The sequence below is a fragment of the Streptococcus sp. SI1 genome (genome assembly GCF_030439945.1).
Taxonomy (GTDB): domain Bacteria; phylum Bacillota; class Bacilli; order Lactobacillales; family Streptococcaceae; genus Streptococcus; species Streptococcus intermedius.
In genome coordinates, this window is sequence record NZ_JAQFJE010000002.1 from 161,158 (window position 1) to 185,106 (window position 23,949).

The following is a 23,949-nucleotide window of genomic DNA, read 5'->3' on the forward strand; positions in this document are numbered from 1 at the left end:
CTTAGTCATTTTCCATATATTTTATTTCTAAAAAAACGCCAACAGGCGTTTTTACATTTCTTAAGGTTCAATTCTGTGAAGCATACGTGGAAACGGAATGGCTTCACGAATGTGTTTCGTTCCTGCGACAAATGTCACCATTCTCTCCAAGCCAAGTCCAAATCCAGCATGAGGAACCGAACCATATTTACGAAGATCAAGATAAAAAGCATAATCTTTAGGATTCAAACCATTTTCTTCAATCTTCCTCAACAATTTTTCATAGTTTTCTTCACGAGCTGAACCACCAATGATTTCTCCATAGCCTTCTGGCGCCAAAAGATCTGCACAAAGCACACGTTCTTCGTTTCCGGGAACAGGTTTCATGTAGAAAGCCTTGAAACTGGCAGGGTAGTTCACGACGAAAGTTGGTAGACCAAAATAGTTTGAAATCCAAGTTTCGTGAGGTGAGCCGAAATCATCACCTCGTTCGATATGTTCATACTCTGCATCTTCATCGTTTTCATGATCTTGTAAGAGATCAATAACTTTATCGTAAGAAATACGTTTGAATGGTTCTGCCACGTATTTTTTAAGAAGATCAGTATCACGTTCCAACACTTCAAGCGCATGTAGTGCACGATCCAGAACACCTTGAATTAAAGCTTTGACATAAGCCTCTTGAAGATCAAGTGATTCTTCATGTGTAACAAATGGATATTCTGCATCCATCATCCAGAATTCTGTCAAATGGCGACGTGTTTTAGATTTTTCAGCACGAAAAACAGGGCCAAAATCAAATACACGACCAAGTGCCATGGCACCCGCCTCTAAGTAAAGCTGGCCAGATTGACTTAGAAAGGCCGGAGTTCCAAAATAATCCGTTTCAAAAAGCTCTGTTGAATCTTCTGCAGCATTTCCCGACAAAATCGGACTATCAAATTTGATAAAACCATTTTGATCAAAAAATTCATAAGAAGCATAGATAATTGCATTACGGATTTGCATAATTGCCATTTGCTTACGTGAACGAAGCCATAAATGACGGTGATCCATCAAAAAATCAGTTCCATGCTCTTTTGGTGTGATTGGGTAGTCTTGAGATTCACCGATGACTTCAATGTCTGTGATATCTAGCTCATAACCAAACTTAGAACGCTCATCTTCTTTTACAATCCCTGTCGCATAGACAGCTGTTTCCTGACTTAGATGTTTAATCGTATCAAACTTCTCTAGTCCCACTTCTTCACCGAATTTTTCAATAAAGTTTGGTTTGAAGGCAACTCCTTGAAAAAAGGCTGTTCCATCGCGCAACTGAAGGAAGGCAATCTTCCCTTTGCCTGATTTATTGGCAACCCAAGCGCCAATTGTTACTTCTTCTCCGACATGATGTTTAACATCAATAATTGATACATATTTATTTGACACGTTTTTTCTCTTTTCTATTTTATTTTTTATGATAAACAGCCTCAATGTTGTTCCCGTCTGGGTCTATCACAAAGGCCGCATAGTATCCCACATGGTAATTTTTACGTTCATCAGGTGCACCATTATCCTTTCCTCCAGCAGCCAAAGCTGCTTGATAGAAAGCATCTACTTCTTGACAAGTTTGAGCACTAAAGGCAAAATGCATCGGCTCTTGTTGACCAACATTTAACCAAAAATCACCACCTGGATCCACATCTCGCGGTTCTGTGAAACTAACGACCTGCCCCGTATCAAATTGAAGGTGATAATTTAAAGGAGTTAAAGTGGCTTGATAGAAAGCTTTAGAAACTTCTAAATTCTTTACCTTAAGGGTAAAATGATCGATCATTTTTTAACCCTCCATAAACGCCTTGATACGATGAACGGCCTCTTTCAAGGTACCCATATCCGTCGCATAGCTCAGGCGAACATTCTCTGGCGCACCGAAGCCAGCACCCGTTACAAGAGCGACACCTACTTCTTCTAGGATTGCTGTTGTAAACTCTGTCACATCTGAATAGCCTTTCAGCTCCATTGCTTTTTTAACATTTGGAAAGAGGTAAAACGCTCCTTGTGGTTTCACCACTTCAAAGCCAGTAACTTCTGCAAGCAAAGGATAAATGGTATTGAGACGTTCTTCAAAAGCCTGACGCATGATTTCAACAGTATCTTGAGGACCCTTTAGAGCTTCAATTGCTGCATATTGCGAAGCTGCAGTTGGATTGGAAGTTGTCTGTCCAGCAATCTTGCTCATGGCTGCAATAATCTCAGGATCTCCAACAGCATAACCAAGCCGCCAGCCTGTCATTGAATACGACTTAGACACACCATTAATTACAATTGTTTGCTTGCGGATCGCTTCAGATAGACTCGAAATTGGTGTGAATTCATTTCCATTGTAAACCAAACGACCATAAATATCATCCGCCAAAATAAGAATATCGTGCTCTACAGCCCAATTACCTATCGTCAACAACTCCTTAGCTGTATAAATCATCCCCGTTGGATTGGAAGGAGAATTGAGCACCAAAACTTTCGTTTTCTCTGACCGTACAGCATCTAATTGCTCGACAGTCACTTTAAAATGATTTGCTTCTGTCGTTTGAACAAAAACTGGTACTCCTTCTGCCATCTTAATCTGATCACCATAACTAACCCAACACGGTGTCGGAATAATTGCCTCATCTCCTGGATTGATGACACTCATAAAAAACGTATAAAGGGAGAATTTTGCCCCTGTCGCAACAGTCACTTGATTTTGTTTAATCGTATAACCATAGTATTTTGCAAAATACCCCGCAATTGCTTCTTTCAATTCAGGTAGACCACTAGTAACCGTATAAAAGCTGGCTTTACCAGTTTTTATAGAAGAGATAGCTGCATTTTGAATATTCTTCGGAGTTGGAAAATCTGGCTCTCCCAATGTCAACGAAAGGATATCATCCCCTTTTTCTTTTAAGGCTTTAGCACGCGCTGCCGCTGCTAAAGTTACGCTCTCATCCATATTTAAAACACGATTGGATAATATCATAATCCCTCCTTCCTGAGTATAGTCCCTGTTTCAAAATCAACATTGTAATAGGTTGTTTCAGATTTGACTTCCCAGATTGGTTGGCCGTCTATATAGCCAAATGTTACTTTATCAATTTGTTTTGCCCCATTATCTTTAGCGATTTTTTCTGCTTTCTCTTGACTAATTCCTTTAGACAACTCATAAGTATAGATTTTATCACTATCAGCTTCTATCAAAACAGCAAGCTGTGTCTTTTTGCGATTTTTCCCCAAAAGACTATAATAACTCTTTTTACCATTATAGATAGTAAAGCGATCTACCTCATCCAAATCTGTATATTGACGAGCAACTTTACTAGCTGTTTCCTTAGCAGATTGATAAGGATTCATCGATAGATTTAAAATGTAAAGAAAAGAGAAAGTGAGAACAGTCAAAACCATCGCACTTCCGATAATGTATTGCCAAACAATAAAATTTCTATCATTCTTTCTTCTATTTTTCACTCGTCCATTATACTATAAATAAGGATTTTTTTCTATCTTTTTCTAAAATTTGATTTTATTACTACTTATTGATAAAATACAATTATGAATAAACTAACAAAACTTTTACAGGAAAATCAGACCGATTTAAAAACGATGATTGTTTTAAATAAAGCAATTCGTACAATTCGACATTTTGAAAACCAAGCAGCAAAACAACACAGACTCACTCCGACTCAATTTTCAGTATTAGAGACCCTTTATAGTAAAGGAAACTTACGCATTCAAGATTTGATTGATAAAATGCTTGCAACTTCAGGAAATATGACCGTTGTAATTAAAAATATGACACGTGATGGTTGGATTTTTCGTATCTGTGATCCATCTGATCGACGTTCTTTTTTCATCGGATTAACTCCAAAAGGACGAAGCAAAATTGAAGCGGTACTTCCAGAGCATATTCAAAATGTCCAGCAAGGACTCAGCATTTTAACAGGAGAAGAAAAAGAAGACTTAATTCAGATTTTAAAAAAATTCAAAAATTTGAGCTAACTTATTGCTAACTAGTGATATTTGTTGTAATATTAACGGGTACAACATAAAAGGAGAGTCATTTATATGTCTAAAAAAGTACTATTTATTGTCGGGTCTCTTCGTCAAGACTCGTTTAACCATCAATTAGCTACTCAAGCTGAACACATTATTGCCGGTCAAGCAGATGTTTCTTATCTTGATTTCAGAGATATTCCATTTTTCAACCAAGATATTGAAAGCCCAGCTCCTGCCGCTGTTGCCAAAGCTCGTGAAGAAATTCTTTCCGCTGACGCTATCTGGCTCTTTTCCCCGACCTATAACTGGTCAATTCCAGGAGTCTTAAAAAACCTTTTAGATTGGCTATCACGTGCGCTTGATCTTTCCGATCCTACCGGCCCTTCTGCTCTCAACGAAAAACTTGTAACAGTTTCCTCTGTAGCAAATGGAACTTCTCCAAATGAAGTTTTCAAACATTATAGGAGCCTTCTTCCATTTATCCGGATGAATGTCATTGAACCGTTTACCGGTGTCCCTGTAAACTCTGAAGCCTGGCAAACAGGTCAGCTGACCATTTCTGAAGAAAAACAAGCTGAACTTGCAGCTCAATCCAAAGCCTTATTAGCAGCTATCAAGTAAAATAATTTAAAAACGGAACGATTTTAAGAAAGTCATTCCGTTTTTTCTTTTATTTCTTTACAAAAACGTAATTCATTAGCGTAGATAAATCTTCTCGAAAAGCAAAACCCGCAAACTGCAATTGTTTGATTTCTTCTTTAGTTGTTATCTGATTTTCAATCAAAGCAGTTAAAAATTGCCCCCGAGCTTTTTTAGAAATAGTAGAGTGAACTTTTAACCTTCCTTCTCTATCTTCTAAAAATTTAAACCGAATCATCTTATCTCGTATAGATTTGGAAAATACTGTCTCAAACTCGCTTGATAACAGCGATAAAATCAGTTCCTCATCTGCAATGGCTGCATCATAATCATTGCGCCAATAATTTTTCAAGCTTTTGCCAAAAATGGTACATTTCACTAAAAAATCCAATCGATGAGGTGAAATCAACGCCATAGCCGGCATAATACCATATAGACTAGAGGTAATGAGCAAATGATTGTCTATATACCTCAACTCTTTCTCCATTAAATCACTTCTTTTGATATTTCGATACATGAGACCATAAAATAAATGTAAAGCTGGGTAAGTAAGAGCTTGCTCATTTTTTAATTGTTGCAGATGAAGATACTCCTCTTCTGCCCGCTCCAGATTAACATGATAAAGCTTCGCTAACTCTTCAATAGAATACTGTGACAGGCTAGCTACAATTGTTTTTGTTTGCTCTGAAAGAAAACACTTGCCATGCGGTTTAAGGCTAAGATTCATTTCCTTTGCAGTTGGAATTAAAATTTTCATATTCTTATTGTATCAAAACTTATCTAGCAGAACAATTAATTTCTCTCTTGACATCCAATGTTTAGTATTATATAATCTAGTTATAGAGACTAGATGAGGAAGAGGTGAATATTTTGGAAATTCCAAAATTTCCGACATGGGAAGAATTACCTGAGTTAGATCTCTATCTTGACCAGGTTCTTCTTTATGTGAATGGTGTAAACGAACAAGCATTTCATAGCACAGACAAATCTCTAACTGCTGCTATGGTAAACAACTATGTAAAACACGCTCACATTCCAAAACCAATCAAAAAGAAATACAATCGTATCCAAATTGCTCGTTTGATTGTATTGACGACTTTAAAGCCGGTCTTTCCTATTCCAGATATTATTAAGACAATTCAGCTTCTGGTAAACGAAAAGGATTCTCCTACTCTTTACAATGAATTTGTCTATTGTATGCGAGAGGAAAAAATAGATAATACTGCACCGGCTATTGAAGTGGCTTGTCAAACTGTGAAATTATTTCATCAAACGAAAGAACTTGCTTTATCCTTAGAAAGGAGGACAAAAGATGAACCAAACCCTTAAACTTAGCAAGCAGTTGAGTTTTGGTGAAGAAATTGCCAATGCCGTCACTCATGCTATTGGTGCTGTCATCATGCTAATTTTACTTCCGATTTCTGCTATTTACAGCTATGAAGAACATGGTATTCTTTCTGCTGTAGGCGTCTCAATTTTTGTCATCAGCTTATTTCTGATGTTTCTTTCTTCAACAATTTACCATTCTATGAGCTATGGCTCTACACATAAGTATATCTTGCGAATCATTGATCACTCGATGATTTATATCGCTATCGCTGGAAGCTATACCCCCGTTGTATTGTCTCTTATGAATAACTGGTTAGGTTACCTTATCATTAGCATTCAATGGGGAACCACCATTTTTGGTATTTTATATAAAATATTTGCTAAAAAAGTTAATGAAAAATTCAGTTTGGCATTGTATCTTATTATGGGATGGTTAGTGATTCTTATCATCCCCCAAATAATTGGGCAAACAGGACCTATTTTTTGGGGAATGATGTTAGCCGGAGGACTCTGTTATACTGTCGGCGCAGGATTTTATGCCAAGAAAAAGCCTTATTTCCACATGATTTGGCATCTCTTCATCCTAGCAGCATCTGCTCTTCAGTATCTTGCAATTGTTTATTTCATGTAAATGACTCTAAAAGCAATTTATTTTTCTGAAATAGTTCTTCTCAACAGAAGAATTGTTTTTATAACAAAAGCCAAGCTACTTTGAAAAGTAACTTGGCTTTTTGAAATAGATTATTATTTAGACTTAATATAATTGACACCATCTGCTTTTGGTGCAACAGCTTTTCCGAAGAAAGCCGCTAATACGACAATAGTTAGTACATATGGCGCAATCTGTAAGTAAACTGCTGGCACGTGTGATAAGAATGGTAATTGACTTCCAATAACAGCCAAACTTTGAGATAATCCAAAGAAAAGACTAGAAAGCATGGCGCCGATTGGATTCCATTTACCAAAAATCATAGCAGCCAGTGAAATAAAACCTGGTCCGATAATTGTTGTTGCTGCAAAATTTACTGAGATAGATTGAGCATAAATTGCACCGCCGATGCCACCAAGGAAACCTGAAATCATCACACCGTAATAACGCATGAGATAAACATTGATTCCCAATGTATCAGCTGCTTGTGGGTGCTCCCCTACTGAACGTAAACGAAGTCCAAACTTCGTCTTAAACATAATGAACCAAGTTAGAAACGCAAATATTACTGCAATATAACCCATTAAACTGGTATGTTTAAAGAAGATATCACCAATGACAGGAATATCCGACAATAGCGGAAAGTTAAATTTACCAAATGATACTTGGATATTATCCGTTTGTCCTTTGTTATAGAAAGCTTTTACCAAGAAAATTGCTAATGCAGGTGCCATCAAGTTCAGAACGGTACCACTGACAACGTGATCTGCACGGAAATTAATGGTCGCCACAGCATGAATCAGTGAGAAGATTAACCCCACAATACCACCAACTAAAAGCGACAACCAAGGAGTCAAATTTCCAAAAGTATTGACAAAGGTAAGGTTGAAGACAACTCCTGAGAATGCGCCCATAACCATAATTCCTTCAAGTCCGACATTGACAATCCCAGCATGTTCTGAGAATGCACCACCAATACTGGTAAAGATTAAAGGTGCTGCATAAATGAGCATAGAGGAAACTAACAGACTTAACATTGTTACAAAATTCATCTTATTTTCCTCCCTTTACTTTTACTTGTTTTCTTGGTTTGATAAAGTGTTCAATAATGTAATGAATACTTACAAAGAAAATAATAGATGCTGTTACAATATTTACCAATTCGGCTGGAATCGTTGCAGCATTCATACCTGGAGCTCCAACTTGAAGTACAGCAAATAAGAAAGCTGCAAAAAGAATACCAATTGGTGAATTATTTGCAAGAAGGCTGACAGCCATACCATTAAATCCGACAGCAAGAGAACTACCTTGTACATAAACATTTTGGAAAGTTCCAAGGCCTTCAACAACCCCTCCGACACCAGCAAGTGCACCTGAAATAATCATTGAAAGAATAATGGTTCTTTTAGCAGACATCCCTGCATATTCACTCGCATTTGGATTTAGTCCGACAGAGCGGATTTCAAAACCAAGTGTTGTTTTTTTCAGCATGAACCAGATAAGGACAACTGCAATAACTGCAAAGAAGATTCCAATATTCATCCGTGAATTATTGGTTAATGCTCGCAACCATTCTGTTTGATAAGTTGCATTAGCTCCAACTTTAACGCTTGAGTCAATACTTTGCATAACACTCTTTGGGAAACTATGAATCACTGCATTTCCAACATAAAGAACGATGTAGTTCATCATAATAGTTACGATAACTTCACTTGTTCCCAAATAGGCACGAAGAATCCCAGGAATAGCACCAATAATCCCACCGGCTACTGCTGCAATAACAACTGTCGCAAGAATCATAATAGGACGCGGAAGGTTCGGAAACGAAAGTGCAAACCACCCACTTAAAATCCAACCTGCTAAGGCTTGTCCTGGTAAACCGACATTAAAGAAACCAGCTCGGCTTGCTACTGCAAACCCAAGCGCAATTAAAATAAGTGGTCCCATTGCTCGGAAAATTTCACCAATACTTCGAATAGTACCAAAAGCGGCTTTAAATAGTTCTTCATAGCCCCAGATGGCATCATAGCCAAAAATCCACATAACAATGGCACCGAGTAAAATTCCAAGAATAACGGAAATCAAAGGCACCGCAATTTGCTGTGTTCTCTTAGTCATTTGAATCTCCCTTCTTAATTTCACCACCAGCCATCAAGATACCCAACTCTTGTTTGTTCGTTTCAGCTGGAGTGACAATACCTTGAATCTTACCATCATGGATAACAGCGATACGGTCTGAAACGTTCAGAATTTCATCTAATTCAAAGCTGACAACCAGTACTGCTTTCCCCTTGTCGCGCTCTTCAATCAAACGTTTATGAATATATTCAATTGCTCCAACATCCAATCCACGAGTGGGTTGACTAACAATTAAAAGGTCGGGATTTCGATCTATTTCACGAGCAATAATCGCCTTTTGTTGATTCCCTCCTGAAAGAGCAGATGCTGGGACAGTTTCATTTGCAGCACGAACATCAAATTCTTCCATTAATTTTCGTGCATAAGATGTGATATTGTTATAATTCAAGATGCCATTTTTGCTTAATGGTTCCTTGTAATAAGTTTGCAATGCCATATTTTCAGAAAGCATCATATCCAAGACCAAACCATCACGATGACGATCTTCTGGTACATGACTAACTTGCATCTCAGTAATCTTCCGTGGAGAGAGACCAACGACTTCTTCGCCTTTTATAGTAATACTTCCTGATTTTACTTTCCGAAGGCCTGTGATTGCTTGAATTAGCTCACTTTGCCCATTTCCATCAATCCCAGCAATTCCGACAATTTCACCAGCTTGCACATCCAAAGATAAATCCTTAACAGCAGGTATACCTCGATTTTCATTAACAACCAAATCTTTAATGGAAAGAATAACTTCTTTAGGGTTAGAAGCTTCTTTTTCTGTTGTAAAGGATACTGAACGACCAACCATCATTTCAGCAAGATCTTTATTTGTTGCACCGCCAATCTCAACAGTTTGAATACTCTTACCACGACGAATAACGGTAACACGATCTGAGACCGCACGGATTTCATCCAATTTATGCGTAATCAAAATGATGGATTTTCCTTCTTTAACTAGATTTTTCATAATATGTTCTAGTTCTTCAATTTCTGAAGGGGTTAATACTGCTGTTGGTTCATCAAAAATCAGGATGTCAGCGCCCCGATATAATGTTTTTAAAATTTCAACGCGCTGTTGTGCACCAACTGAAATATCCTCAACCTTTGCAGTTGGATCCACAGCAAGACCATATTTTTCAGATAGTTCCTTGATGTCTTTAATTGCTGCTCGAATGTCCAAAACACCATTTCTTGTTGTTTCACTACCTAGAATAATGTTTTCAGCAACCGTAAAAGCTTCTACCAACATGAAATGCTGGTGAACCATCCCTATTCCTAAAGATGCTGATTTTGAAGGAGAATCAATCGTCACTGACTTCCCATTCACAGTAATCTCACCACTTGTTGGTTCAAGCAAGCCTGCCAACATATTCATCAGAGTGGACTTACCCGCTCCGTTTTCTCCTAAAAGTGCATGAATTTCACCACGCCTTAGATTAAGATTAATTTTATCATTTGCGACAAATTCACCAAAAATCTTGGTTATCTCATGCATTTCAATGACATTTTCGTGTGCCATATGATTGATTCCTTTCAGAAATTATTTTATTTCAGTAAAACTCACTAAATTTAGTCAGCTTTACTGAGACAAAAGATGTCTCAATCTCAAAAAGCGACCCACGAAGGTCGCTTCTTGAGTGTTAGGTTATTATTCTGTAGGAACTTTAATGCTTCCGTCAAGGATTTTTGCTTTTGCATCTTCTACTGCTTTTTTAGCTTCAGCAGATAGATTCTTAGTTGTCAAATCTACACCACCATCTTTCAGACCGTAAGTTGTAGTTTTTCCTCCTGGGAATTTATCTTTTGCTGCTTTGTTGGCAATATCTTTCACCGTACCGCCAACTTTTTTCAAAGTAGACGCTAAAACAAAGTTAGATTCTTTACCATCTTTAGATTTGTATTTGCCTTCAGCATTTTGGTCACGGTCAACACCGAGAACCCAAACTTTTTCAGATTCATTTCTAGTTTCATTGATAGATTTTGCTTCGTTAAATACACCAGCACCAGTACCACCAGCTACTTGATAAACAATGTCAGCACCAGCTGCGTATTGAGCGGCTGCAATTGTCTTCCCTTTTGAAGCATCTCCAAAACTTTCAGCGTATTTCACATCAATCTTGATAGAAGGATCAACAGATTTTACACCTGCTGCAAAACCTTTTTCAAAGCGAGTAAGAACAGCCCCTTTAATACCACCAACAAAACCAATCAGCTTCGTTTTAGTTGTTTTAGCTGCAGCTACACCAGCAAGGTAAGCAGCTTCGTTATCTGCAAAGAGTGCAGAAGCTACATTCTTTTGGCCTTTAATTTCATCATCAATGATGACATAGTTAATATCAGAGTGATCTTTTGCAGCAGCTTCTACTGCATTACGAAGTGCAAATCCGATACCAAATACTAATTTATAGTTACTAGAAGCAGCTTGCTCAAGGTTAGTAGCATATTCAGATTCGTTAGTAGATTGGAAATAAGTAAAACCATGGTCTTTCTTCAATCCATTTTCTTTACCCCAAGCTTGCAAACCTTCCCAAGCTGATTGGTTAAATGACTTATCATCTACACCGCCTGTATCTGTAACGATTGCAGCTTTTAAATTTGTCTTTGCACCTTTATTACCTGATTTAGATGCACGATTACCACATGCAGCAAGTCCTATTGCTGCGACAGCTACTAGACCAAGGCCTAGCCATTGTTTCTTGTTCATCTCTGAACCTCCTAAATAAGATGTGCAACAATGTTGCAAGATTAACTTTGGTCAAACGACCATTTTACCAACTAATCCAAGCCAGTAAAAGAATATGGAAGTAATTCCTTGACCGTCATCACGACCGTCGATCTATCTTTGGCAACAAGTGTCACCTTTAAATCTTTTGAAAAAAATTCTGCCATTACTTGACGACAAGCACCACACGGAGAGATGGGGTGTTTGGTTTCACCGTAAACGATTAACTCCTTAAAATCTGTAACACCTTCAGAAACCGCTTTAAAAATAGCTGTTCGTTCTCCGCAATTTGTCAAACCAAAACTAGCATTTTCAATATTTACACCTGTAAAAATTTGACCATTTTTAGCTACTAATACAGCTCCAATTGGAAAATGAGAATAAGGAACATAAGCCTTTTTACTTGTCTCAATGGCTAGATTAATCAACTCAGTAGTCGCCACTAGCCTGTTCTCCCTTCATGATGGCTACACCAGAAGAGGTACCGATACGCGTTGCACCTGCGTCAACAAATGCAATTGCGTCTTCATACGAACGTGCTCCTCCTGAAGCTTTGACCCCCATCTCTGAACCAACGATTTTTCTCATCAATGCTACGTCATGGACAGTAGCTCCACCCGTTGAAAATCCCGTTGAAGTTTTCACAAAGTCTGCACCAGCTTTTTTAGCCAATTGACATGCCACAACTTTTTCTTCATCTGTCAACAAACAGGTTTCAATAATCACTTTGACAAGTCTATCACCGCTTGCTTCTACAACTGCTGCAATATCCTCTTCTACCAAAACCAGATTTTGAGATTTCAAAGCACCAATATTGATGACCATATCCACTTCATCTGCACCATTTTTGATAGCATCTTTCACTTCAAAAGCTTTCACAGCTGGTGTATTTGCTCCTAAAGGAAAACCAATAACGGTACAGACCTTAACAGTTGTGTCACGTAAACCTTCTGCTGCAAAACTTACCCATGTAGGGTTAACGCATACACTGGCAAAATCATATTCTTTTGCTTCTTCAATCAATTTTTCAATTTGCTCTTGTTGAGCATCTGGTTTTAAAAGCGTATGATCTATGTATTTATTTAACTTCATTTTCGGTTCTCCTGTAAGTTAAGCGATTACTTCGATAATCTCTCGTACTTTTTTCGGCTCATTACTTATTTTAACATTTTTTTTGAATTCTGTAACTAATTCTTGTGAAATTTTTTCATTTGCATAAATTTTTGCGACAATTTCACCGATTTTGACTGGTTCTCCAACTTTCTTTTCAAAAACAATTCCTGTTTCAAAGTCTAATACATCCGTTTTCACAGCTCGACCCGCACCTAGCCGCATAGCGAATAAACCAAATTCCATAGCTGGCAATTCAGAAATATAACCTACTTCATCTGCAGTTACTTCTACAACGTATTTTGCTGATGAAGAACGATACAAATCTTCTAAATCACCACCTTGTGCAACAACCATGGCTTCAAATTTTTGCAGTGCTGATCCATCAAATAGATGTTCTCGCACTTCTTTTACAGTTTTTTCAACATTTGCTAAGCCGAGCATAATTTGGCCTAATTCACAAATAAATTCTGTTACATCTTCTCGTCCTTTTCCTTGCAAGATATCCAAAGCTTCAAGGATTTCCAAACGATTACCAATGCTAGTTCCCAGAGGTTGGCTCATATCAGTAATAACTGCTGTCGTCCTACGCCCAACTGCCTTTCCTAAATCAACCATAGTCCGTGCTAGAGCACGCGCATCTTCCAGATTTTTCATAAATGCACCCTCGCCAACTGTCACATCTAGCAAGATACTATCTGCCCCAGCCGCGATCTTCTTACTCATAACAGAACTTGCAATTAGAGGGATCGTATCGACGGTCGCCGTCACATCACGCAAAGCATAAAGTAATTTATCAGCTTTCACCAACTGATCCGACTGACCAATAACAGACAGTCCGATATCTTGCACTTGCTCAATAAATTCTTCTTGACTACGCTCAATCTGAAATCCTTTAATGGATTCTAATTTATCAAGCGTGCCTCCTGTATGACCAAGTCCACGACCGCTCATTTTAGCAACAGGCACTCCAAAACTGGCTACTAAGGGCACTAAGACAAGTGTCACTTTATCACCCACGCCTCCGGTTGAATGTTTATCAACCTTGACTCCAGAAATAGCTGACAAATCAATTTGCAGGCCTGTCCCTACCATAGTCATCGTCAAATCAGAAATCTCGCGAGTGCTCATGCCTTTAAAATATACCGCCATTGCAAAAGCTGCCATTTGATAATCTGGTACAGTTCCAGCAACATACCCCTCAATTAACCACTTGATTTCATCACTGGTTAATTCTAGACCATCCCGCTTTTTCTGAATCACATCAACTGTTCTCATATTTCCTTCCTACTTCTAAGAATATAATATCCCTTATCCTTTTTTAGAATTTCGCAGTTTCCGAATACCTCTTCCATCTTAGCTTTTGCACTTGGAGCTCCTTGCTTTTTTTGAATAACAATTGTCAAGTCTCCATCATCTAGTAAACGCGTATAGCCTCCTGCAATCACCTCATGAACAACCTGTTTCCCAGCTCGAATTGGTGGATTGCTGATAATATGATGAAATTTCCCTTCTACATTTTGATAAACATTAGATTGAAAAATTGTAGCTATAACCTGATTACGCTCAGCATTTTGGCGAGCTAAATCAAGAGCACGCTGATTGATATCAACAAGGGTGACTTTGACTTCATTGGCCTTGGCTAAAGTAAGCCCTAATGTCCCGTAGCCACAACCAACATCTAATACGCTTTCCTCCTTATGAAAATGAAGACACTTTAACAGAGCTTGGCTTCCATAATCAATCATTTTCTTACTAAAGACGCCTGCGTCAGTCAAGAAAGTCATATTTTGCCCCAGAAGCTGAACTTTTAATTTGTGGATATCATGTTCTACATCTGGATTTTCTGCGAAATACATTTTAGTCATAAAGTTATTTTAACATAAAGACCTTTTGTTTGTAAACCGTTTACAATTTTATCGAAAATATGTTATACTATTTGTCAATTATAGGAGTGAATATGACGAACGAATTTATCCATTTTGAAAAAATTAATCGAAAAACATGGCAAAACTTACATCGCAAAACAACCCCGCCTTTATCCCAAAAAGAGCTAAATTCCATCAAAAGTTTCAATGATAAGATTAGTCTTCAAGATGTGACAGATGTTTATCTACCTTTAACCAATCTTATCCAAATTTACAAACGCTCAAAAGAAGATTTGGCGTTCTCAAAAGGAATTTTTTTACAGAAAGCAAGTAAACGACAACCATTTATCATAGGTGTCTCTGGAAGTGTCGCTGTTGGAAAATCTACTACCAGCCGGCTCTTGCAAATCCTTTTATCTCGTACATTTTCAAATGCTACTGTCGAACTGGTAACAACAGACGGATTTCTCTATCCAAATGCTTACTTACAGAAACAAAATCTTCTAAAACGTAAGGGTTTTCCAGAAAGTTATAACATGGAACTGCTACTTGACTTTCTTGACAATATCAAAAACGGACAGAATTTCCAAATTCCTGTTTACTCTCACGAAATTTATGATATTGTTCCTGATGAAAAACAGTCTGTGACAGCTGCAGATTTTGTCATCGTTGAAGGTATCAATGTTTTTCAAAATCCGCAAAATGAGCGTCTCTATATGACGGATTTCTTTGATTTTTCAATATACGTGGATGCAGAAGTTAAAAATATCGAAACATGGTATCTAGATCGCTTTAAAAAATTACTCACTTTAGCTAAAGAAGATCCAACCAACTATTATCACCCTTTTACTTCTCAACCAGAAAACGAAGTCATGAAATTTGCTCAAAATGTCTGGAAATCAATCAACCTTGTCAATTTACAAGATTATATTGAACCAACACGTAACCGAGCTGAAATCATTCTTCATAAAACGGAAAATCATATGATTGATGAAATTTACTTAAAAAAATAAAAAAGCTTGTCAAATCTTAACTTTTCATATATAATTAGATAGTTAGTATATCATTGGAGGTGAAAACATTGGCAAATATTAAATCAGCTATTAAACGCGCTGGATTAAACGTTAAACAAAACGAAAAAAACTCAGCTCAAAAATCAGCGATGCGTTCTGCAATTAAAGCATTTGAAGCAAATCCTTCTGAAGAACTTTTCCGTGCTGCAAGTTCAGCTATCGATAAAGCAGAAACTAAAGGTTTGATTCATAAAAATAAGGCAAGTCGCGACAAAGCACGTCTTGCTACAAAACTTGCAAAATAATCTTGCATCATATAAAAAGAGCTCGACGGAGCTTTTTTTGTTGCTGTAAATAGAAAGGTCACATATGAAAATTGCAGTTGTTGGTTATTCCGGAGCAGGAAAATCTACCTTAGCAACTACCTTAGCCCAATATTACTCTATTCCTAAATTGCATTTAGATACACTACAATTTCTCCCTAATTGGAAAATGAGTGAGCGAAACTGGATGCAAACACAAGTCAACAATTTTTTAGAATCAAAAGAAAACTGGGTGATAGACGGAAACTATAGCTCCTGCTACTATGAAGAAAGGATGGAACAAACAAACCAAATTATTTTTTTAAATTTTTCGCGTTGGAATTGTCTCTTTCGGGCTGCAAAGCGCTATTCAAAAAACAAAGGTAAGGTAAGAGACAGTATGGCAGAAGGCTGCCCTGAAAAGTTCGATTGGGAATTTATCCGCTGGATTTTACACGATGGACGAACTCTTGCCATTCGCAAAGAATATAAAAAGCTTCAAACAATGTATCCCAATAAATTGATAATCCTTCACAACCAAAAGGAGTTGAATGACTTCCTAGCGCAACTTCCATAAAATATAAGAAAACTATATTCCCAACTAAACTGAATATAGCTTTTATTTTCAGAGCTAAAGTTTATCCAAATACAAAATATCGTTATCAAATTTACAAAAATCTTGGTTTATTAAATTAATAAGTCTAATCATCATGAAATGAATCCGACAAGAGAGAATTAAAATCAATTTTTCCTATCACTTTTGTTAGAAGCGAGCTCTTCTAGTGCATCGTAGCCTATTGAAGAACTTGTCAATATAGACTTATTATATAGTTTAAATCCATTTTACCACCCCCGCTTTTTTAAAATTACGCAAACGTTTGCGTTGTCGGAATTATTTTGATAAAATAATAGCCGTTAGTTAAGAATTAAGAAAGAAGTATCTCGTATGGAAAATCAAACATTGATGCAATATTTTGAATGGTATCTACCAAATGATGGACAACATTGGAATCGCTTAGCAAAAGAGGCCCCACATCTAGCTTCTAAAGGAATTCGAAAGGTTTGGATGCCGCCTGCTTTCAAAGCAACTAGCTCCAATGATGTCGGCTACGGTATTTATGATCTATTCGACTTAGGGGAATTTAACCAAAAAGGCACCGTTCGGACGAAGTACGGCTTAAAAGAAGAATATTTGGAAGCTATTAAGTCGCTCAAAAAAAATGGGATCGAGCCTATTGCAGATGTCGTTTTAAATCACAAGGCAGCAGCAGATTACAAAGAGCGATTTACTGTTATTGAAGTTGACCCAAATGATCGTACAGTCGCCCTCTCTGAGCCTTTTGAAATAAAAGGCTGGACCAAGTTCACATTCTCCGGTCGCCACAAAAAATATAATGATTTTGAGTGGCATTGGTATCACTTTACTGGGACTGATTATGATGCTAAGCGAAATAAATCAGGGATTTACCTCATTCAAGGGGACAACAAAGGGTGGGCTGACGATGATTTAGTGGACAATGAAAATGGAAATTTCGACTATCTCATGTACGCTGACCTTGACTTTAAACATCCAGAAGTAATTCAAAACCTTTATGATTGGGCGGATTGGTTCATCAAAACAACAGGCATTCATGGCTTCCGGCTAGACGCAATTAAACATATCGACTCTTTCTTTATGGGAAATTTTATCCGCGACATCTCGGCTAAATACGGGGACGATTTCTATGTCTTTGGAGAGTTTTGGAATAGTGATGAAACAGCAAACAACGATTATTTAGGAAGCATTGACTATCGTTTTGATTTAGTAGATGTCAAACTACATCATAATTTGTTTGATGCTAGCCGTGCTGGATCTGGCTATGATTTAAGAAATATTTTTGAACAAACTCTCGTCAAAAACCACCCTGAATCTGCAGTTACTTTTGTTGATAACCATGATACACAACGCGGTCAAGCGCTGGAATCAACTATTGAAGAGTGGTTTAAACCTGCTGCTTATGCTCTTATTTTATTACGCGAAGCAGGCCTTCCTTGCGTTTTCTACGGAGACTACTATGGCGTCAATGGGGAATTTGCTCAAGACAGCTTCCAGACAGTTCTTGATAAATTATTAGATATTCGTCTCAACCTAGCTTATGGTGAACAGAAAGATTATTTTGACGACGAGCATTGTATTGCTTGGACTCGTTCAGGCAAAGACAATGGACAGCCAATTGCTGTTATTTTGACAAATGATCAAGCAAATTCAAAACGCATGTATGTCGGTGAAAACTGGGCCGGCAAAGAATTCAAAGACTACTTAGGAAACAACCCTTCAACTGTGATAATCGAGGAAGACGGCTGGGCAAATTTCCCAGTTGTAGAAAAATCAGTTAGCGTCTGGTCTGCGAAATAAAATAAGAAGCACAGTGAAATTCGAACTGAATTTCATATTCTCTATTACCCGAGGCAATCAAACAAAGTAAAAGTCAGACGATACTTCTATCCAACTGACAGTATAAACACAAAATAGTTTTCAATCTCCCAACTTAATTCATTTAGTTACATCATTTTGAAAGAAAAAACCACGACCAAATCAAGATTAGCTAACAACTCGTCTTAACTTGGTCGTGTTTTATTATCATCTTTCGGAATAACTTTCTTTACAGGTACACTGAAAGTATCCTAAATCTATTTTTTCTTTTTATTATCCGTTCGAATCGCAATCTTTACTTCAAAAACAGTCCCTTTCGGTTTATTATCTTTCACTGTAATAGTTCCTTTAAGAGCTTCTGTGATTTGCTTTGCAAGCGACAATCCTAAACCAAAACCACCTGTCTGTCGAGTCCGTGCTTTATCAACACGATAAAAACGATCAAAAATCTTTTTCTTATCTGCTGTACTAATCCCTGGACCATTATCCGAAACCTTCAAAAACAAATTTCGATCATTTGCAGAGATTGTCAATTCAATCACACCATCTTCGTCTGTATATTTCAGGGCATTATCAAACAAGATAGTCATCAATTGCTTCAGTAAGGTTTTATCCGTTTTTATCACACGGTGAATCCTATTGTCAAATCGAAAAACTTTTCCATTTTCTGTGGCAACCATTTCATAGTTCGTAAAGGTCGTATTAAAGAAATTGGGTTCAATATCACCAATCTCTGGTTTAATCCCATCATCACGACGTGCTAAATTAAGTAAGTTCGTTGTCAACATTTTCATGTTTCGCACTTCATCTAAACTAGAAGCGATGCTTTCACTCGATTCCATAATGGTAGCTTCTGGTTTTCTAAACAAAGTCTCCAAACGATTTTGCAAAACGGCTAAAGGTGTGCGTAATTCATGACTAGCATTTTCGACAAAACTCTTTTGTTTTTGAATACTTTCCAAAAGCGGTTTGACACTTACTCGTGCAAGATAGACACTAGCAATCAAGGAAATTCCCCAGAAACTAATCATCACAACTACAATCAACTGTTCATGGTTTTGACTAGTTTGTTCCAATTGGCTAATATTGATAAAAACTGCTGCGTATTTGACATTGGTTTCTAAATTAGGCAATTTCACTTGAAACAAAACCATCCGATAGGTTTCTTCTCGGCCGTAATTGCTTTTTACTTGAATTTGACGAATACGATCTAATTGCTTGCTATTAAAGGAAAGTTTATTAAACCCTAAAAAATTATTGCTTGTAATAATTGATTTATAATTCTTATCAAATAAAATAACTTCTGTATTGGCACTAACATTTGGTTTATCTGTTAGCTCTTTATCAGCTGTTCCACTTTTAGGCTCTCCATTTTCTGACTTTTGCTCTAGCCCTACTTTTCGAGCAAGCGCTAAATTAATCACAGAAGCCGAATCTTGACTCAAGCTTTTTAAATTATTATCTACCGTTGTATAAAGGCTTGAGCGCATAACTTGAATGATAATCAAAGTCATAGCTGAGAAAATGAGAGTAAAAATACCAAAATTGCGAATGAAATAAGAAAAATCATCCGCATACCATGCTTTTTTTAGTTTATTCAGCATCTTTTAAAATATATCCGACGCTGCGAAGCGTTTGAAGGTTGTTCGCAAAGGTCGTCCCTTTCAATTTTTTCCGAATTTTTGAGACATAAACTTCTACAACTGAAATGGTTGTATCACTATCAAACCCCCATAATCGATCGAAAATCTGCGTCTTCGGTAGAATAACATTTTGATTCTGCAAGAAATATACTAATAAATCAAATTCTTTTCCGAGTAACTCTACTTCATTTCCATCTACAAGTGTAGTGTTCGTTGACAAATTAATGGTTACATCACCATAAGAAAGAGTATTTTCATTAAACTTGCCCGATCGTTTCAAAAGAGCTTGAATCCGCATTTTTAACTCTTCCAAATAAAATGGTTTGGTCAAATAATCGTCAGCTCCCAGCTCAAAGCCATGTCCTTTATCATTCAAACTCTCTTTAGCTGTCATAATCAATACCGGTGTTGTAACACCTTTTTCACGTAATTCCTTCAATACTTGAAAACCATCTTTTTCCGGTAACATCAAATCAAGTAAGATAAGATCATACACACCACTTTCAGCTTCGTACAATCCTTCCTCACCATCAAAAACTTGCATGACATCTGCAAAGTCATCTAAAAAATCAAATACTGAGTTAGATAAACCGAGGTCATCTTCTACTAATAGAATCTTAATCATACGCTTTTCCTTCTAAAAATATGAGTTTAGGACAAATATCCCTCAATCAAAAATTCGTTGTGCACTAAACGGCGCAATAGCCGAGCATTTAAGCAGCATTCTGATTTTTTCAGAATAAGATAAGAGCTAAAAATTTTAAAATTTCACTTCTTCCTCATTCTTAATCATGAATCAAGTACCATTTCACATTTTCGTGTTAAAACTCAATCTACCGACTTTCTGCTATTCTGATTCTATTATAGCATGACTTTCTCTAAAATATTAAGAATTTGTTGTATTTGAGTCATTATTTTCTGTCGTACTACTATTTTTGTCTGATTTAGTCGACCCGTCAGCATTTGATGGAGCTTTTTTCTGTGAGTTATTACTCTTTCCTGATCCACTTTGACTATTACCATTATCATTTTGGTCACCGTTTTGTTGGGAAGGTCTTCCATTGGGACCACCTTGGTTATTTCCACTTTGTCCACCCGGAGGTATTCCCGGGCCACCTTGGTTTCCTTGTTGGTTTTTTTGCGTTTGAGTTGTCGTACTTGTCTGTACTTTAGTTTGCTGATTAAGCGCATTTGTCGCCAATGAGCCAATACCTAGTCCGCCAAGAAGACCGACAGCAAGTGATCCGCTTGCTACAACAGTCATCCACCATTTCGTACTTTTTTCCACTATGATCATCTTCTCTTTTCTATTTGTATTCTCTTGTTTCATTTTTGTCAAATTCCTTCTTTCTATTTTTAAGCACTCAGAGACTGTGTTACAAAGAACATTGCAATGATTCAGCTCTTCTTTATGATAAAGCGTATCAAATCAATATACTTAACTTTAAATTTTTATCTCCTCATGCTCTTTCTTTTGAATGTACCTATCATATCCACTTTTTCTTAAAAGTGACTGAATTTTTTCTTAAATAAACCTAAAACTAAAGAAAGAAAATAGTGAAACAATACAGAAATAATAGAAATAAAAAAAACTAAATCCGATAAATACGAATTAGTTTAGAAACGATTTTATTGAATCTTAGTATCTATTTTATCTTTGAGTAATGCTGCTATTTCTTTTGGTTTTTCTGTATATAAGGAATGACCACAACCAGGCACTTCTAGAATGTCTATAAAATCCGGAATATTTTTCAAAGCATTCTGTTTCCAGATAGGCGTACTTTGATTTACTCTTGGGATAAACAATATCACATTTCTATTCTGTAAAAGAGATAGTTTCCCTGTAGTTTGGCGTCTAATAGTTAACAAACGAGTGAGCAGTATTTCAGAGAAGTTCAAATGCCAATACCTTTGGACTTCGTCAAATACAAAACTTTTTTTAACTGCTCTCTCTATATTTTCAGACCACACAGTGGCATTTTGCTTTTCTGCCATAATAGCTTCTTCTAAATTTCTATAAGTATTCGTTTGAAGATAATTCAAAGCATCTTCTATTTCTACATTTAAAGGGCAAATCTGCTCCATATCAATATATCCACCATCTAGTAAGACGAGATGCATAATATTATCATAAACACTTGTTAGATAAACTGCTAAATCTGCTCCCAAAGAGTGGGCAATTAACAGAATATCATCATCTATATCAACTTGTGCTACAAACCAGTCTTTCAAAGCCTGTAATGAAGTTAATCGTTCTTCCAACTTAGAATCATACATATCCAGATAAACAACTGGAAAATGCAAAGAGTCGAAAAAGTCTTGAGGATAGAAACGATTGCATCCTAAACCACCAATAAAATAAGCTTTCACATTTTCCTCCTTTCTCTCACTACTATAGAAACAAAACTCACCTTAGTTTTTATTTGTTTCGCTTTCAAAATATACAAATCTGGCCAAACATAACAAAAGCTCTTTAGTAACAAGAGCTTTCAGTATATTACGATGTCCCCTGCCGGAATCGAACCAGCAACTACTCCTTAGGAGGGAGTTGTTATATCCATTGAACTAAGGGGACTAGAGAAAAACTCTGCCAACAGACAGAGTTATTTCTACATTAACGGCGAATTTCTTTAATACGCGCAGCTTTACCTTGTAATGCACGAAGGTAATACAATTTCGCACGACGTACTTTACCGTAACGTACTACTTCAATCTTTTCAACACGGGGTGTGTGAAGTGGGAAGATACGTTCAACACCTACACCGTTAGAAATTTTACGAACAGTATAGTTTTCTGAAATACCTGCACCCTTACGAGCGATAACCACACCCTCGAAAATTTGGATACGTTCGCGGTTTCCTTCGACAACTTTCGCATGAACACGAACAGTATCACCAGGACGGAACGCAGGAATATCAGTACGAAGTTGACCTTCAGTCAAACTTTGGATTAATGGATTCATTTTTCTTCTCCTATCTTACTAATCTTACGATTCAAGACCACAGCGGATTAGTCGTTTTCTAGTGCTTCCATTACGCACTAACTAATATCATAACAAATTTTATAAAAATTGTAAATGCCTTATTTGAATTATTTTTCTTTTTGGAAGGGTTATTGAAGAACTAAAGAAGCCGCTCCAATGACACCTGCATCATTTCCAAGCGTTGCAAGTGCCAGTTTTGTCGAAGTACGCACTTGTGGGAAAGAATTTTCTTCATAAACCTTACGAACACCGTCTAGTAAAAATTCTCCTGCAGCAGAGACACCACCACCAATAACAATCGTTGATGGATTTAAGATTGATCCAATGTTCGCACAGGCAATACCAAGGTAACGAGAAAAATTCCGATAAACAATGAGAGCTAGTTCGTCTCCAGATTTAGCTAAGTCAAAGACTATTTTTGCATTAACATCTTCGCCGTTATCAATCAATTGTTTCAAATCTGCATCTCCAGCATATTCATCAGCATAGCGACGCGTTAAATTAACAATACCTGTTGCAGAAGCTACTGTTTCTAAACAACCTTTCTTGCCACAAGTACAAAGGATTGGTTGATCAAAATCAACTGTAATATGCCCCAATTCTCCTCCTGCTCCAGCTACACCATGCAGCAGTTTACCTTCCGCGACAATACCACCACCGACTCCTGTTCCTAGAGTCATAAATACAACATCGGGCTGATTTTCACCAGCACCTTTCCAACGTTCGCCAAGGGCAGCTACATTTGCGTCATTATCAATAAAGAAAGGAATACCAGTTGCTTTCTCAATTTTTTCTTTTACAGGTTGTAAAGTTTTCCAATTGAGATTATAAGCCCCAATAACCGTCCCTTTTTCACGATCTACAACACCAGGTGAACCCATGCCAATTCCAATGAAATCTTCTGCCCCAAGTCCCAATAGTCGCAAGCGATGATTGATAGATTCAATCATATCATCAACAATATGACTGCCTTCATCTAAAATATTTGTCTTAATAGACCATTTTTCTTGAACTTCTCCCTCTCGGGTTAGAATCGCAAACTTAACCGATGTGCCACCTAGGTCAATCCCAATGATTTTTTTAGACATACTACTCTCCTCTAATAACTATTTTCATTTTCATTATAACAGATTTTTCAAGAATTGAAAAGGTTTGCATAAA

Annotated in this window: 27 protein-coding genes and 1 tRNA gene; 8 read left to right on the top strand and 20 right to left on the bottom strand. The window is 37.1% G+C overall.

The features are described 5' to 3' along the window. Positions 1-60: 60 nt before the first annotated feature. Genes asnS through PCY10_RS03000 form a run of 4 tightly spaced genes read right to left on the bottom strand, consistent with a single transcriptional unit; the run spans position 61 to position 3,462 of the window. Complete coding sequence (gene asnS / locus PCY10_RS02985; RefSeq protein ID WP_301558808.1) at positions 61-1,407, bottom strand: asparagine--tRNA ligase; 1,347 nt, start codon at positions 1,405-1,407, stop codon at positions 61-63. Positions 1,408-1,426: 19 nt separating this feature from the next. Continuing rightward, positions 1,427-1,795, bottom strand: a complete 369-nt coding sequence (locus PCY10_RS02990; protein ID WP_301558809.1) for a VOC family protein — start codon at positions 1,793-1,795, stop codon at positions 1,427-1,429. Between the two features lie 3 nt (positions 1,796-1,798). Further along, on the bottom strand, positions 1,799-2,977 hold the full coding sequence (locus PCY10_RS02995) for a pyridoxal phosphate-dependent aminotransferase (RefSeq protein ID WP_301558810.1): 1,179 nt from the start codon (positions 2,975-2,977) through the stop codon (positions 1,799-1,801). Further along, positions 2,974-3,462, bottom strand: coding sequence for a DUF5590 domain-containing protein (locus PCY10_RS03000; RefSeq protein WP_037582711.1), 489 nt, complete (start codon positions 3,460-3,462; stop codon positions 2,974-2,976). Before PCY10_RS03000 ends, PCY10_RS02995 begins: the two co-directional genes overlap by 4 nt. A gap of 84 nt (positions 3,463-3,546) precedes the next feature. On the opposite strand from PCY10_RS03000, the gene PCY10_RS03005 reads away from it, so the two are divergent. After that, complete coding sequence (locus PCY10_RS03005; protein WP_003076805.1) at positions 3,547-3,993, top strand: MarR family winged helix-turn-helix transcriptional regulator; 447 nt, start codon at positions 3,547-3,549, stop codon at positions 3,991-3,993. Between the two features lie 66 nt (positions 3,994-4,059). Then, positions 4,060-4,611: an NADPH-dependent FMN reductase gene (locus PCY10_RS03010; RefSeq protein ID WP_048786661.1), complete on the top strand. Its 552-nt coding sequence runs from the start codon at positions 4,060-4,062 to the stop codon at positions 4,609-4,611. A 49-nt stretch (positions 4,612-4,660) separates the two neighbouring features. Here PCY10_RS03010 and yaaA read toward each other — a convergent pair whose 3' ends face one another. Further along, complete coding sequence (gene yaaA / locus PCY10_RS03015; protein WP_301558811.1) at positions 4,661-5,386, bottom strand: peroxide stress protein YaaA; 726 nt, start codon at positions 5,384-5,386, stop codon at positions 4,661-4,663. Between the two features lie 113 nt (positions 5,387-5,499). Between yaaA and PCY10_RS03020 the strand changes: the two genes are divergently transcribed. Next, positions 5,500-5,958 carry a DUF1836 domain-containing protein gene (locus tag PCY10_RS03020; protein WP_003072823.1) on the top strand — a complete coding sequence of 153 codons (459 nt, stop codon included), beginning with the start codon at positions 5,500-5,502 and terminating at the stop codon, positions 5,956-5,958. Next, positions 5,942-6,589 (top strand): hemolysin III family protein, encoded by a 648-nt coding sequence (locus tag PCY10_RS03025; RefSeq protein WP_003077006.1) that lies wholly within the window; start codon positions 5,942-5,944, stop codon positions 6,587-6,589. Before PCY10_RS03020 ends, PCY10_RS03025 begins: the two co-directional genes overlap by 17 nt. A gap of 113 nt (positions 6,590-6,702) precedes the next feature. On the opposite strand, the gene PCY10_RS03030 is transcribed toward PCY10_RS03025, so the two are convergent. From PCY10_RS03030 to PCY10_RS03065, 8 genes are all read right to left on the bottom strand, one after another. Further along, positions 6,703-7,659 (bottom strand): ABC transporter permease, encoded by a 957-nt coding sequence (locus PCY10_RS03030; protein ID WP_003072825.1) that lies wholly within the window; start codon positions 7,657-7,659, stop codon positions 6,703-6,705. A 1-nt stretch (position 7,660) separates the two neighbouring features. Continuing rightward, complete coding sequence (locus PCY10_RS03035; RefSeq protein ID WP_003076479.1) at positions 7,661-8,725, bottom strand: ABC transporter permease; 1,065 nt, start codon at positions 8,723-8,725, stop codon at positions 7,661-7,663. Continuing rightward, entirely contained in the window at positions 8,718-10,253 is a 1,536-nt protein-coding gene (locus PCY10_RS03040; protein ID WP_117276146.1) for an ABC transporter ATP-binding protein, read from the bottom strand. Before PCY10_RS03040 ends, PCY10_RS03035 begins: the two co-directional genes overlap by 8 nt. Before the next feature lie 129 nt (positions 10,254-10,382). Next, complete coding sequence (locus tag PCY10_RS03045) at positions 10,383-11,438, bottom strand: BMP family protein (protein WP_125455319.1); 1,056 nt, start codon at positions 11,436-11,438, stop codon at positions 10,383-10,385. A gap of 71 nt (positions 11,439-11,509) precedes the next feature. Beyond that, positions 11,510-11,899 (bottom strand): cytidine deaminase, encoded by a 390-nt coding sequence (locus PCY10_RS03050; protein ID WP_003072837.1) that lies wholly within the window; start codon positions 11,897-11,899, stop codon positions 11,510-11,512. Then, on the bottom strand, positions 11,886-12,548 hold the full coding sequence (gene deoC / locus PCY10_RS03055; RefSeq protein WP_102570120.1) for a deoxyribose-phosphate aldolase: 663 nt from the start codon (positions 12,546-12,548) through the stop codon (positions 11,886-11,888). The genes PCY10_RS03050 and deoC overlap by 14 nt, the downstream gene beginning before the upstream one ends. Before the next feature lie 18 nt (positions 12,549-12,566). Then, positions 12,567-13,844 (bottom strand): pyrimidine-nucleoside phosphorylase, encoded by a 1,278-nt coding sequence (locus tag PCY10_RS03060; protein ID WP_301558812.1) that lies wholly within the window; start codon positions 13,842-13,844, stop codon positions 12,567-12,569. Beyond that, positions 13,841-14,434, bottom strand: a complete 594-nt coding sequence (locus tag PCY10_RS03065; protein WP_102573759.1) for a class I SAM-dependent methyltransferase — start codon at positions 14,432-14,434, stop codon at positions 13,841-13,843. The genes PCY10_RS03060 and PCY10_RS03065 overlap by 4 nt, the downstream gene beginning before the upstream one ends. Before the next feature lie 92 nt (positions 14,435-14,526). On the opposite strand from PCY10_RS03065, the gene coaA reads away from it, so the two are divergent. From coaA to PCY10_RS03085, 4 genes are all read left to right on the top strand, one after another. After that, the gene (gene coaA / locus PCY10_RS03070) at positions 14,527-15,447 is read left to right on the top strand and encodes a type I pantothenate kinase (protein WP_003072849.1); all 921 of its coding nucleotides are present in this window, start codon (positions 14,527-14,529) and stop codon (positions 15,445-15,447) included. 68 nt (positions 15,448-15,515) lie between these two features. Then, on the top strand, positions 15,516-15,752 hold the full coding sequence (rpsT, locus tag PCY10_RS03075; RefSeq protein ID WP_003072853.1) for a 30S ribosomal protein S20: 237 nt from the start codon (positions 15,516-15,518) through the stop codon (positions 15,750-15,752). A 64-nt stretch (positions 15,753-15,816) separates the two neighbouring features. Then, positions 15,817-16,326 (top strand): DNA topology modulation protein, encoded by a 510-nt coding sequence (locus PCY10_RS03080; RefSeq protein WP_125441950.1) that lies wholly within the window; start codon positions 15,817-15,819, stop codon positions 16,324-16,326. 369 nt (positions 16,327-16,695) lie between these two features. Next, positions 16,696-18,144, top strand: coding sequence for an alpha-amylase (locus tag PCY10_RS03085; protein WP_301558813.1), 1,449 nt, complete (start codon positions 16,696-16,698; stop codon positions 18,142-18,144). A 275-nt stretch (positions 18,145-18,419) separates the two neighbouring features. On the opposite strand, the gene PCY10_RS03090 is transcribed toward PCY10_RS03085, so the two are convergent. The 7 genes from PCY10_RS03090 to PCY10_RS03120 all read right to left on the bottom strand — a co-directional run bounded on the left by PCY10_RS03090 (position 18,420) and on the right by PCY10_RS03120 (position 23,876). After that, the gene (locus PCY10_RS03090; protein WP_003072859.1) at positions 18,420-19,766 is read right to left on the bottom strand and encodes a cell wall metabolism sensor histidine kinase WalK; all 1,347 of its coding nucleotides are present in this window, start codon (positions 19,764-19,766) and stop codon (positions 18,420-18,422) included. Beyond that, complete coding sequence (locus tag PCY10_RS03095) at positions 19,756-20,430, bottom strand: response regulator transcription factor (protein WP_003036714.1); 675 nt, start codon at positions 20,428-20,430, stop codon at positions 19,756-19,758. The genes PCY10_RS03090 and PCY10_RS03095 overlap by 11 nt, the downstream gene beginning before the upstream one ends. 261 nt (positions 20,431-20,691) lie before the next feature. Continuing rightward, complete coding sequence (locus tag PCY10_RS03100; protein WP_020998689.1) at positions 20,692-21,135, bottom strand: hypothetical protein; 444 nt, start codon at positions 21,133-21,135, stop codon at positions 20,692-20,694. A 299-nt stretch (positions 21,136-21,434) separates the two neighbouring features. Next, a complete protein-coding gene (locus tag PCY10_RS03105) occupies positions 21,435-22,175 on the bottom strand; it encodes an alpha/beta hydrolase (RefSeq protein ID WP_021002773.1) in 741 nt (246 codons plus the stop codon). Between the two features lie 133 nt (positions 22,176-22,308). Beyond that, positions 22,309-22,380 (bottom strand) — tRNA-Arg (locus PCY10_RS03110). Between the two features lie 39 nt (positions 22,381-22,419). After that, the gene (rplS, locus tag PCY10_RS03115; RefSeq protein WP_003024326.1) at positions 22,420-22,767 is read right to left on the bottom strand and encodes a 50S ribosomal protein L19; all 348 of its coding nucleotides are present in this window, start codon (positions 22,765-22,767) and stop codon (positions 22,420-22,422) included. Positions 22,768-22,916: 149 nt separating this feature from the next. Then, the gene (locus tag PCY10_RS03120) at positions 22,917-23,876 is read right to left on the bottom strand and encodes an ROK family glucokinase (protein WP_117276144.1); all 960 of its coding nucleotides are present in this window, start codon (positions 23,874-23,876) and stop codon (positions 22,917-22,919) included. Between the last annotated feature and the right edge of the window lie 73 nt (positions 23,877-23,949).